Source organism: Pseudoflavonifractor capillosus, assembly GCF_016902575.1.
GTDB lineage: Bacteria > Bacillota > Clostridia > Oscillospirales > Oscillospiraceae > Enterenecus > Enterenecus capillosus_A.
This window is the reverse complement of sequence record NZ_JACSNZ010000002.1, coordinates 39353-50899: the sequence shown is the minus strand read 5'-3', so window position 1 is coordinate 50899 and position 11547 is coordinate 39353. Positions and strand designations below refer to the sequence as shown.

Sequence of the window (11547 nt, the reverse complement as noted above, 5' to 3'; positions counted from 1 at the left end):
CCCGCTATACACAGATTTGATCCAGCAGTGACTCCACCATGGTCTCACTGATTCCCGGCACCTGGATCAGATGCTCAGGATAGGCAAAATATCCATGCACCTGCCGGTATCGTACAATGGCATTTGCCAGCACCGGGCCGATCCCAGGCAGCTGATCCAGCTGCTGCGCACTGGCCAAATTGATGTTCATCTTGCCTCGATCCACCACCGATACCAGCAACTCATCATTGGGAGCAGGACGCATCTCCAGCCGCTCCATCCCACCCAGCCGCACCAGCCAGATGGCCAAACTAGCCACAAGCATCCCGCACAGCACTGCCCCAATGGCCCGGCCTCCCCTGCGCATTCCTTTTCCCCCTCTTTTTCCAGGTTGCTTGAGTTGCGTTTTTCTGCGGATTCTGATATAGTAACAGATGTAACAGCAAATGCATTCTTTGCTGCAACTTTCACATGACAACACTATAACACAATTATCAGGAGAATCCTATGAAAAAATATCTGCGTCGTGTTGCGGCTCTGGCCACAGCCCTTTTGATGAGCGTCTCCCTTTGCGTCCCCGCCTTTGCTCTGGACGACCCCAAACCCCACTGCACCGCCGCCATCGTGGTGGACGGGGACAACAATGAAGTGCTGTACGACTTCAATGCCTACGAAAAGCGCTACCCTGCCTCGGTCACCAAGATCATGACCACCCTGGTGATCCTCCGGGCCATTGACGCCGGTGAGCTGTCTTTGGACACCCAGGTCACCGCCTCCAAAGAGGCTGTCACTCTGCCCGAAGGCAGTTCCACTGCCGGTATTGTGGAAGGCGAAGTACTCACCATTGAGCAGCTGCTGTACTGCGACCTTGTGCCCTCGGGCAACGAGGCCTGTAATATTCTGGCCGAGTCTCTGTGTGGCACCCAAGAGAAATTTGTGGAGCGCATGAACCAGACTGCCGCCGAGCTGGGCATGACCGGCACCCACTTTGCCAACCCTCACGGTCTCCACGACGAGAATCACTACACCACCGCTTATGACATCTACCTCATGGCTGCCGCTGCCATGAAGTACGACATTTTCCGCACCATCGTCTCCACCCCCACCTACACACTGGAACCCACCAACAAGGTCTCTGAGCCCCGGATCCTCCACAGCACCAATGCCCTGATCAGTAACTGGTACGTGTCCGGCGTCTCCTACTCCAAAGCCATCGGCATCAAGACCGGTTACACCGAGGAGGCAGGCCGCTGTCTGGCCTCCGCCGCTGTGGACGAGCAGGGACGCACCTTCTACTGCGTGGTTCTGGGCTCGGAGTATGCCCAGGATTCCTCTGGAGACTGGAAATTTTATTCCTTCAGCGAGAGCTCTCGCCTGCTGGAATGGGCCTTCGACAACTTCAGCCGGGCCACGCTGCTCAGTGAGACCTCAGACAATGTCATCCGGGAAATTCCGGTCACCCTGGCCGGTGATGTGGGCCACGTCCTGGCTCAGCCCGTAGGCTCCATTGAGGCCACCATGCCCACGGATTACGACCCCGCCCAGGCAGAAGTGGTCATGAATCTACCGGAAAGCCTGGAAGCCCCCATTCAGAAGAACCAGGTGGTGGGCAGCGTATCTCTGGTTTACAACGGCGTCACCTACGGCACCCTGGATATGGTGGCCACCGACGATGTTGCCCGCTCCAACTTCCAGTACACCATGAAGGTCATTTCCGACGCCTGGGCCCTGTGGTGGGTCAAGGTACTGGTGATCGCCGTGGTGGTGCTCATCCTCCTGGGCGTTTTCTATCTGCTGTTCATTCGGCCCAGCAAGCGCCGACGCCGCCACTCCCCCTACTCCGGCTCCCGCCGTTCCGGCTATCGGGGCCGCCGACGCTGATTTCCCTATTCATGATTTTTTCATAATTCATTTTCAATTTGGACAACACTTCTCCCCTACCAAATGCTATGATTACGACGTCAGGAAGAAAGACATAAAATCATCAAAAACCTCCCTCTCTCTTTTCTCTTTTCAAAGCCAATCCCCTCCGGTGGCCCAACCGGAGGGGATTGCCATTTTCTCCCCTGCTCATGTCCCGGAGAACATGGAGATGGCATTCACAATTCCTTCATAAAAGGTTTTTATTTTATCCATCACTCTCCCGCCCCCCTCTGTTATGATGTGATTGTCAGGAAGAAGCAAACATACTTTTCATTGAACATCCTCCCTCTCTCTCTTTTCTCTCTAAAAAAACACGATCCCGGCCAGGCATTGAGCCTGGCCGGGATCGTGTTTTTCTTTTCTCACAGGTACTCTTCCATATGTGCCATACGCATGGCCCGCATCACCGCCACTGCCAGCAGTGGCGCCACCACAATGGCCACTGCGCCGTTGAACAGGGACGAGGGCACTTTCAGCACCACAGCTGTCCACGCCGCAGCGGCGGTCATCCCCTCCAGGAACATGGAATTATAGAAGAAGGTCTTAGCCAAATAGATCACCATATAGCTCACCGCCGCACAGGTGGTGGACACCGCCATAGCCGGATAGGTGGCCTTGCGGCGGAACACCCCCAAGAAGATGGCACCGGCAATCAGACCGTACAGTCCCTTGGTGACAAAGGTGATGGGAGCCTCCGTGATGTAGAGCACGTTGGTGCAGTCATACAGGGCAGACCCCAGTCCAGCTGCCAATCCGCCCCACCAGGGCCCCAGCAAAATTCCGCTCAGGGCGCACATGATATTACCCAAATGAAATCGGGAATTGCCTCCCACGCTCAGAGGCAAGATTACTTCAATTTTGCTGCCGCAAAACACCAGAGCCACCAGCAGGGCGGCGAGCACCAGCCGCAGCAGCTTCTTGTGCTGTTCACGCATGGTCATCCACTCCTTTTGCGCCGCATTGACGGCGCTGTTGTTGAGTGGTATTATACTCCCATCTGACATCATGAAAATGACCAGTTTCTATATTTTTTATAGGGTCAGTTGGAGGTGTGCCATGGAATATCCCATTCACATGCCGGTCTTTCACGGGAAAGAACCCCTGTATTTACAACTTTATCAGCATCTGGCTCGGGAGATTCAGCAAGGCCGTCCCGGACCGGGAAAAAAACTGCCCTCCAAACGGCGGCTGTGCACCATGCTTGGGGTAAGCATGAGCACCGTGGAGGGGGCCTATTCCTTATTGCTGGCGGAGGGCTATGTGCGCAGTCAGCCCCGCAGCGGGTATGTGGCAGCCCAACTCCACGACGTACAGCCCCAGCCTGTTCCAGACCTGCCTGCCGCCCCACCCCCTCCTTCCCAGTGGCAATACGACTGCTCCACATCGGCGGTGGACACCTCTGTCTTTCCTTTTTCCTCCTGGGCCCGTATCAACCGGGATGCGGTATACCAAAATCCCGGCCTGCTCCAGCCAGGGCATCCCCAAGGAGATGAACCTCTGCGCTTGGCGCTGGCCGGGCTTCTGGCCCAATACCGGGGCGTGCGCTGCTCCCCGGAGCAAATTGTGGTGGGAGCGGGAGCAGACTATCTGCTCTCCCTCCTTCTCCAGCTCTTTCCCCAGGGCAGTACCGTGGCTCTGGAAGACCCAGGCTATCCCACCGCCTGGTCGGCGGTGGAGCGCCACGGACACCGAGCCGTGTCCATCCCTGTGGACGACCAGGGAATGGTGCCCCAGGTTCTGGAACAGTCCGGGGCCACTCTAGCCTACGTCACCCCCTCCCACCAGTTCCCCCTGGGTGTGACCATGCCAGTGGAGCGGCGCAGCCGCCTGCTGCGCTGGGCGGGGCAGGCACCAGAGCGGTACTTGCTGGAAGACGACTACGACAGCGAATTTCGATACGCCTCCCGCCCCATCCCTGCCCTGCAAGGGCTGGATGCTGGGGGGCGGGTCATCTATCTGGGCACGTTTTCCCGGTCCATTGCCCCCGCCATTCGAGTTGCCTACCTGATTTTGCCCCCCCAGCTGCTATCCCGTTATCGGAAGATCTTTCCCAAAACCGCCTGCACCGTGTCCCGGTTTGAGCAGGAGACCCTGCGGCAGTTTTTGGTGCAGGGTCTGTACAGCCGCCACCTGCGGCGTTCAGGCAACTTGTACCGCCGCAAATGCTCCCTGCTCACCCAAGCCCTGGGTGACTACACCAACCTGACTGTGCTGGGGCAGGATGCAGGGCTCCATTTTCTTCTCTCCGCCCCTCACCTGTCAGAGGCAGAGATGGTGGCACGGGCGGCCCAACACGGCATCCGGATCTACCCCCTCAGCCGTTACTGCCATCAGGTCACCCCGCCTCCCTCCACCGTTGTGGTGGGTTATGCGGGGCTTCCCTTGGAGCAGCTGGAAGACTGCGCCCATCACCTGGGTCAGGCTCTGGCTCCCGTCACCCCTGCTGAGGCTCCCGCACTTCCAGGCGAATGACCATCACCGTGCGGTCGTCCTCCTCTCCTTCCCGCTGTCCGCTCTCCTGTAAGATTCGGGCGGCCAGTTCTTGGGGCGAAGTGCCCTGGTAGTCCTCCAACAAGTGGCGCAGCCAGCCGTCTTCCCGTTGGCTCACCACACCATCACTGACCAGGACCACCCAGTCACCCGCCCCCAGCTGCTGAGGAAAAACATCAGCCTTCATCCCGGGAATGACTCCTGCGGGCATGGATCGGCCCACAACCCGCTCCACGCCCCCGGTTTTTTTGAAGTAGGTGGGGGCGGCCCCCAGCTTGTACACCCCACTGCGGCCGGAAAACAAGTCTACCTGGAACAGGTCCACCGTGGTAAATCCCCCCTGGGCCTCCCCACGCAGAGCCAGAGCCTCTCCCACAGTGGCCAGTGCGGACTCCACCTCCAGCCCTGCCCGCAAGAATTTCTCCAGCAAGCCCAGGGCGCAGCTGCTGTCCTCCCGGGCAGCGGGCCCGCTGCCCATGCCGTCGCAGAGCAGGAAGTTGAGCCGCCCAGCGTCATCTTTGAACCAGGCTCCACAGTCCCCGCTCACAGACTGGCCCTTTCGATCTGCCGCTGCCAGACCCGCCACCGCCACCAAAGGCTCCTGCTGCACCAGCACCACTTGTCTCTTTTGGCCAGTGGCCTCCCGGCGCAGCTGACAACCCAGCAGGGTGGATAAGCGGGACAGCTCGCCCCCCTGCACCAACCGCTCCACATCCGGCCCCTCTGCCTGCACCCGCACATGGCCCAAGTGGTCCTGAGACACAGTGCACCGCCCCTGAATGCCCAGGGCCTTCATGCGCTGGGCACACAGCCGCTGCCGACGGGGGTCTAGGGACGGCTCTTCATCCAACTGCCCTGCGGCCTTGTCCAGCACCTGGGCCAGCTGCCCGTACTGGGCACATACCGCTGCCCGGCTCTCCCGCACCCGGCTGTCGTAACGCCGCCGGGCCAGTAAACTGCGCAGTTCCCGGTTGGCCGTCCCCAAAAAGGACTCAAATTGGGTGCATCGCCCGGCAAAGTGGAGAGGAAAGTCCTCACGCACCCCCTCGCCCCGCTCCAGCATGGGGATCAGGGCGTCAGACAGAGCTGTGCGGGTAGCCTGGTACTCCTGCTGCCAGCATCGCTCCCGCTGGCGGCACCGTGCACACACTTCTTCGGCGGTTCGGTCAAACACCCGGCTGACATCCTCATCATTGGGCGTTGCTGGGGTAAAAGCCTCCCGCAATCCCCCGGTCACCGCCCGGAAGGCGGTGGCGGTGCGGCGCAGCTGCTGGGCTGCCAGCTCTCTCCCCAGCTGGCTTACATTCTCTCCTTCCTCCCGGCGGAGCACCAGCCCCACACGGCGCACCAGCGCCTCGGGCTGGAGCAAAAAGAGCACCGCTCCCAGCACCAGCTCCAGCCCCACCGCCTGCACGTCCTGATCTGTCCCTGTCCACAGCACGGACACTCCTCCGGTGACCACATAGGCCAAGGCGCACACCAAGCGTCCCGAGCCGCCGCAGGCCCCGGCCAAAAGCCCGGGCAGGGCATAGACCAACGTGCCGTACGGCAAGGTGCCCTGGGCAGCATCCATGGCCACCCCAGCCACCACACCGGTGGCAGCGCCCACACCTGCGCCCCCCTTCCAGGCGGCCGTCATCACCACCAGCACACACAACACCCGGCCCAGAGAAATCACCCCGCCCAGCATCACCCGGGCCAGAGTCATCATCACCGTGCCACCCAGCACCAACACCCCGGCCAGCTGGGCAGGCGTCCACGGAGAGGCGAACCCTTTGCCACGCAAGGTCATGGCCTGGCGGTAGCAGTACACCATGGCCCCAGTGAGAACCACCTCCACTGCATAGGCCGCTATGTACTCCTTTCCCCAACCCATGGCGGACTGGTAGACAAAGCCCACCGCCGCATTGAGCAAAGCCGTCATGATCGGCATAAACCAGACTTTACGGTAGAGCCGGAACTCCCCCACCGCCAATGCCACAGCGTACACCATCATGGAGGCAGCAATGTACCGCAGCCCGTCCACAAACCCCAAAAAGGACAGGTAGCCCAGGGTTGCTCCCATCAGAGCGCACACCCCCTCCCAGCCTGGGCCCCACACTGCCACCAGAGCCAGGGCAAAGAAGGAATGTCCCTGTAAAAATTCTGCCCCCGTGAGAACAGCAGTGAGTAAAAACGCAATGGCACACTCCCCAAGTCTCGCCCGCAGCGGCATCTCCCGCCGTCCCTTCGACCAAACCCGGCTCAGTGCTCCTTCTTTCCCCGTCATAGCAGATCCCTCTCATTCGTCCAGTTTGGCCCATTATAGCCTGTCCTTTTCAAGAACGTGGTCGTAACCTGTCTTGCCCGGTGGTGGAATCTGTGGTATGATGGGTGGCATTGATGAGCAAAGGAGAACGCTTTGTGAAAATAGGCAATGTTGAATTGAACACCAAAATCGTGCTGGCCCCCATGGCCGGGGTCACCGATATCGCTTTCCGCACCGTGTGCCGGGAGCTATCCGGCTGCTACACTGTCACCGAGATGGTCAGCGCCAAAGCCCTGTGCTACGGAGATAAAAAGACCGCCTCCCTCCTCACCCTGGGCCAGGGGGAGCATCCCTGCGCCGTGCAAATCTTCGGCAGCGAGGAGGCCGCCATGGAGAAGGGGGCTGCTCTGGCCCTGGAGCAGTCGGGGGCGGACATCATCGACATCAACATGGGCTGCCCTGTGCCCAAGATCGCCGGCTCTGGGGACGGCTCCGCCTTGATGAAAGATCCCGAGAAGGCCGCCAGGGTGGCCGCTGCGGTGGTACGGGGAGCAGCAGGCAAACCTGTCACTGTAAAATTCCGTCTGGGCTGGGACAAAGGCTCCATCAACTGCGTAGACTTTGCCCGGCGCATGGAGGACGTGGGCGTTTCCGCCGTGGCGGTCCACGGCCGCACCCGCACACAGATGTACTCCGGCACCGCCAACTGGGACTACATCCGAGAGGTCAAACAGGCTGTGTCCATCCCTGTGGTGGCCAATGGCGACATTTTTTCTGCCAAGGATGCGGTGCGAGCCCTGTCCTACACCGGGGCAGACATGGTCATGATCGGCCGGGGCTGCTTTGGCAACCCCTGGCTGCTCCAGCAGTGTGCCGCAGCGGTGGAGGGTAAGGAAGTGCCTGAAACCCCACCCCTTGCCCAGCGCTGTGACGTGGCTGTGCGCCAGTTTGAACTGGCCATGGCCCACAAAGGGGAACGCATCGCATGCCTGGAAATGCGCCGCCACTATGCCTGGTACCTGAAAGGGGTGCCCTACGCCGGGTGCTGGAAGGAGCAGATCTGTTCCATGTCCACAGCCGAGGATTTTTACAAGGTCACTGCCGGAATCCGCAGAGATCTGTGTTGAAAAAACGCATTCGCTCCACAAGGAGGTGATGGGTGTGGAGGAGCAGTTGTGGATTTCCCAGGCAGCCGCTGGAGATAGCCAGGCCTTCGCCCACCTGGTGGAGCGATATGAGAAAACCGTCTACCACCAGGCCCTTCGGCTGGTGGACAACCGGGAGGACGCTGCCGATGTCACCCAGGAGGTTTTTTGGAAGGTATGGCGGGCCCTGCCCACCTTTCGCAGAGAGAGCAGCTTTTCCACTTGGCTCTACCGACTCACCGACAACGCCTGTATGGATCTGCTGCGGCGGGAGAAAAAACGCCGGGGGGACACTTCACTGACCCAGGAAGAGGGTCTGTCCCTGGTCCAGCAGCTCCCCCACCCTGATCCCTCGCCCCAGGAGTGTCTGGAGTCCGGAGAGCAGATGTCTGCCTTGGAACAAGGGCTGGCCCAGCTGTCCCAGGAGCACCGCCGCATCCTGGTACTGCGGGAAATAAACGGCCTGTCCTATCAGGAAATCGGGGATATTTTAGGTCTGAGTTCGGGAACGGTAAAATCCCGGTTGGCCCGGGCCCGGCTGGCTCTGGCAATTTATTTGCGAAAAAGCGGGAACTTTTCCCCCTGATCTGCGTCTAATGAGATACACAGCTTTGACACATAGAAAGGAGGGTCCATGGCATGGAGCATGAGAAATATCTGGAATGGATGAGCGAAGACCTGGATGGCCAGCTCTCCCCTGCTCACTGCGCCCAGTTAAAACAGCATCTCCAGCACTGCCCATCCTGCGCTCAACGATATGTGGAACTGTCCCAACAGAGCAAAGCTCTGCAAGGGCTGGACTGCCCCCTCCCACCTCACCTGCACCAGGACATTTTGGAGCATCTGCCCCCGCAGGTCTCCATTCGCCGCCCCAAAAAGGCGTGGAAGGTGTGGGCCCCTCTGGCAGCTTGCCTGGCCCTGGTGGTCACCTTGGGATATGCCGCCCTGCATCAGCCCGGTGACAACACCCCGGCGGTGTCCGCCCGTTCCAACCCCGGACTGGCCCCGGCGGTGTTCTCCGTTCAGCCCCAGAAGATTGATGTCCCCGGCGGCGACACGGTGCTTCTCCTCTCCCAGCCCCTGTCACAAGCCGGTTCAGAGCTTTTGAACGGCTTGCCCACCACAGCCCTGGAGGGTGGGTATGTGTGCTGTGTCACGGACGCAGACACCGCCCAGTCTCTGGCGGAGCTTTTGACTCAGTCCGGCCAGGAATACTCCCAGTGCTCTGCCACAGCCCCTGACGGCAGCGGAGATATCGCCATCGTCTGGCCCGTGGCCTGACAGCGGTCATTTTGGCCATTCTCAACAAATTTCGCCGGATGCACCCCCAATTTTTTCACCACTCTGATACAGGTTTTACCTCCAGGTAAAACCTGTATTTTTCATTCTCCCGCAACGACAGTAAACCCAATTCCCTTTACGGTTTTTCGGGTTTCTTCACGGTAGCGCAGAAAAGTTTTTCGTCATTTTGTCAAATTACCGTTGCAAATCATCTTGCGTCATTGTATAATTCATTCAAGCCCATCCCCCAGGATGGCGCAAATGGCAAAGATTAAGGAGTGGAAGAAACATGAGCTATTCTCCGCATGCAATTCGAAACATCTGTCTGTTGGGTCACGGTGGTAACGGTAAGACCACCCTGGTGGAGAGTTTCCTGCGTACGACCGGCGTCATCGACCGTCTGGGGAAGACCTCCGACGGCAACACCGTCAGCGACTACGATCCCGAGGAAATCAAGCGTCAGATCTCCATCTCCGCCTCTGTGATTCCTGTGGAATATAAGGGCTGTAAGATCAACGTCCTGGACACCCCCGGTAACTTCGACTTCACTGGCGAAGTGGCCGAGTGCCTATCTGTGGCCGATGCCGGTATTCTGGTGTGCGCTGCCAAAGGCGGGCTGTCTGTGGGCACCGAGCGGGCGTGGAAGATGCTCAATGAGCGCAAGCTGCCCCGCTTGGTCTACATCTCCAAGATGGACGAAGACAATGTGGACTTTAACTCTGCGTTCGACACCCTGCGTGAGCACTTCGGCAAGAATGTCGCCCCCATGGTGGTACCCATCTGGGACGAGAACAAGAAGGTCACCGGCATTGCCGACGTGCTGCATAAGAGAGCCTATGAACTCCACGACGGTAAGCGTGTGGAGATCGAGGTACCTGAGGATAAAATCCCCGTCATTGATGAAATTTACGAAAAGCTCATGGAGTCTGTGGCTGAGACCAGCGAGGAGTTCATGGACAAATACTTCTCCGGCGAGCCCTTTACCTACGCCGAGGTGGTACAGGGCCTGAAGGCCGGTGTCCGGGACGGCTCCATCATCCCCGTGCTGTGTGGCTCCGCCTACACCAATCTGGGCACCATGATGTTGCTGGATCTGATCATCGACCTGCTGCCCACCCCTCTGGAGGGCATACCCGCCACCGGTATCGACCGAGAGGGTGAGCCCGCTGAGTTCATCGTCTCTCAGGGTGCCGTGCCCGCCGCCTACGTCTTTAAGACTGTGGCCGACCAGTACGGCAAGTTCTCCTTCGTTAAGGTGCTCTCCGATCACCTCTCCCCCGACATGACCCTGGTGGACACCAACACCGGCAACAGCGAGAAGCTGGGCCGTCTGTATGTGATGTGCGGCAAGAAGAGCACGGAAGTCAAAGAGCTGTTGTGCGGCGACATCGGCGCCATCGGCAAGATGGAGAAAGTCAAGACCGGCGACACCCTCAGCGACGCCCGTAAGTTTATGAAGCTGGATCCTATCCCCTTCGCCGAGCCCAACTACTCCAAGGCCATCGCACCTAAGACCCGTGGTCAAGAGGATAAGATCGCAGCAGGTCTGGCTCGTCTGAATGAAGAGGATCCCACCTTCCACGTGGTCAACAACGCTGAGACCCACCAGATGGTGGTGACCACCGCCGGTGACATTCAGATGGATGTGCTGGTGAGCAAGCTCAAGAGCCGTTTCGGCGTGGAAGTGGTGCTCAGCGAGCCCCGTGTGGCTTACCGTGAAAAGATCCGCAAGAGCGTGTCCAAGCAGGGCCGCCACAAGAAGCAGACCGGCGGCTCCGGCCAGTTCGGTGATGTGTGGATCCGCTTTGAGCCGGGCCAGAACGAGGAGCTGGAGTTCTGTGAAGAGGTGTTCGGCGGCTCCGTGCCCAAGAACTTCTTCCCCGCCGTAGAAAAGGGCCTGCGAGAGGCTTGCCTCCACGGCGTGCTGGCCGGATACCCGGTGGTGAATCTGAAGGCCACCCTGTACGATGGAAGCTACCACCCCGTGGACTCCTCGGAAATCGCCTTCAAGACCGCCGCCCAGTTGGCCTACAAAGCCGCTCTGCCCGAGGCCTCCCCGGTGCTCATGGAGCCGGTGGGCGAGCTGAAGGTGACCATTCCTGACAGCTACATGGGCGATGTCATCGGCGATCTCAACAAGCGCCGGGGCCGTGTGATGGGTATGGACCCCATCGACGACGGTTGCCAGATCATCACCGCCGAGGTGCCCATGGCCGAGATGATGACTTACGCCATCGACCTGCGGGCTATGACTCAGTCCCGTGGTTCCTTTACCTTCCACTTTGTCCGCTATGAGGACTGCCCCCCTGCGGCTCAGGAGAAGGCCATTGCCGCCGCCAAAGCCATGGCAGCAGAATAATCTCACCTTTCGTACCCCTTGTGCCATGCCGTGTTCCTCCCACGGCATGGCACAATTCCTTTACACGACTTTTTCTTGCATGTTCCCTGGGAATGTGGTATATTTGGTGACAATACCCAAGA

9 protein-coding genes are annotated in these 11547 nt (G+C 59.5%); 6 read left to right on the top strand and 3 right to left on the bottom strand.

Annotated elements, in window-relative coordinates; translation table 11 throughout:
* Nucleotides 1-4 precede the first annotated feature (4 nt).
* Nucleotides 5-346: a ComEA family DNA-binding protein gene (locus tag H9X86_RS01260; protein WP_204899782.1), complete on the bottom strand. Its 342-nt coding sequence runs from the start codon at nucleotides 344-346 to the stop codon at nucleotides 5-7.
* Between the two features lie 140 nt (nucleotides 347-486).
* Here H9X86_RS01260 and H9X86_RS01255 point away from each other — a divergent pair, with 140 nt between their 5' ends.
* Nucleotides 487-1860, top strand: a complete 1374-nt coding sequence (locus tag H9X86_RS01255) for a D-alanyl-D-alanine carboxypeptidase family protein (RefSeq protein ID WP_204899781.1) — start codon at nucleotides 487-489, stop codon at nucleotides 1858-1860.
* A 404-nt stretch (nucleotides 1861-2264) separates the two neighbouring features.
* On the opposite strand, the gene H9X86_RS01250 is transcribed toward H9X86_RS01255, so the two are convergent.
* The gene (locus tag H9X86_RS01250; protein ID WP_204899780.1) at nucleotides 2265-2837 is read right to left on the bottom strand and encodes an ECF transporter S component; all 573 of its coding nucleotides are present in this window, start codon (nucleotides 2835-2837) and stop codon (nucleotides 2265-2267) included.
* A 121-nt stretch (nucleotides 2838-2958) separates the two neighbouring features.
* On the opposite strand from H9X86_RS01250, the gene pdxR reads away from it, so the two are divergent.
* The gene (pdxR, locus tag H9X86_RS01245) at nucleotides 2959-4374 is read left to right on the top strand and encodes a MocR-like pyridoxine biosynthesis transcription factor PdxR (protein WP_204899779.1); all 1416 of its coding nucleotides are present in this window, start codon (nucleotides 2959-2961) and stop codon (nucleotides 4372-4374) included.
* On the opposite strand, the gene H9X86_RS01240 is transcribed toward pdxR, so the two are convergent.
* The gene (locus H9X86_RS01240) at nucleotides 4337-6661 is read right to left on the bottom strand and encodes a SpoIIE family protein phosphatase (RefSeq protein ID WP_204899778.1); all 2325 of its coding nucleotides are present in this window, start codon (nucleotides 6659-6661) and stop codon (nucleotides 4337-4339) included. The two genes, pdxR and H9X86_RS01240, sit on opposite strands and share 38 nt — an antisense overlap.
* Nucleotides 6662-6795: 134 nt before the next feature.
* Between H9X86_RS01240 and dusB the strand changes: the two genes are divergently transcribed.
* The 4 genes from dusB to H9X86_RS01220 all read left to right on the top strand — a co-directional run bounded on the left by dusB (nucleotide 6796) and on the right by H9X86_RS01220 (nucleotide 11425).
* Entirely contained in the window at nucleotides 6796-7767 is a 972-nt protein-coding gene (gene dusB, locus H9X86_RS01235) for a tRNA dihydrouridine synthase DusB (RefSeq protein ID WP_346011406.1), read from the top strand.
* Between the two features lie 34 nt (nucleotides 7768-7801).
* Nucleotides 7802-8371 carry an RNA polymerase sigma factor gene (locus tag H9X86_RS01230; protein WP_346011405.1) on the top strand — a complete coding sequence of 190 codons (570 nt, stop codon included), beginning with the start codon at nucleotides 7802-7804 and terminating at the stop codon, nucleotides 8369-8371.
* 53 nt (nucleotides 8372-8424) lie between these two features.
* Entirely contained in the window at nucleotides 8425-9066 is a 642-nt protein-coding gene (locus H9X86_RS01225) for an anti-sigma factor family protein (RefSeq protein WP_204899775.1), read from the top strand.
* A 289-nt stretch (nucleotides 9067-9355) separates the two neighbouring features.
* Nucleotides 9356-11425: an elongation factor G gene (locus tag H9X86_RS01220; RefSeq protein WP_204899774.1), complete on the top strand. Its 2070-nt coding sequence runs from the start codon at nucleotides 9356-9358 to the stop codon at nucleotides 11423-11425.
* Nucleotides 11426-11547 lie beyond the last annotated feature (122 nt).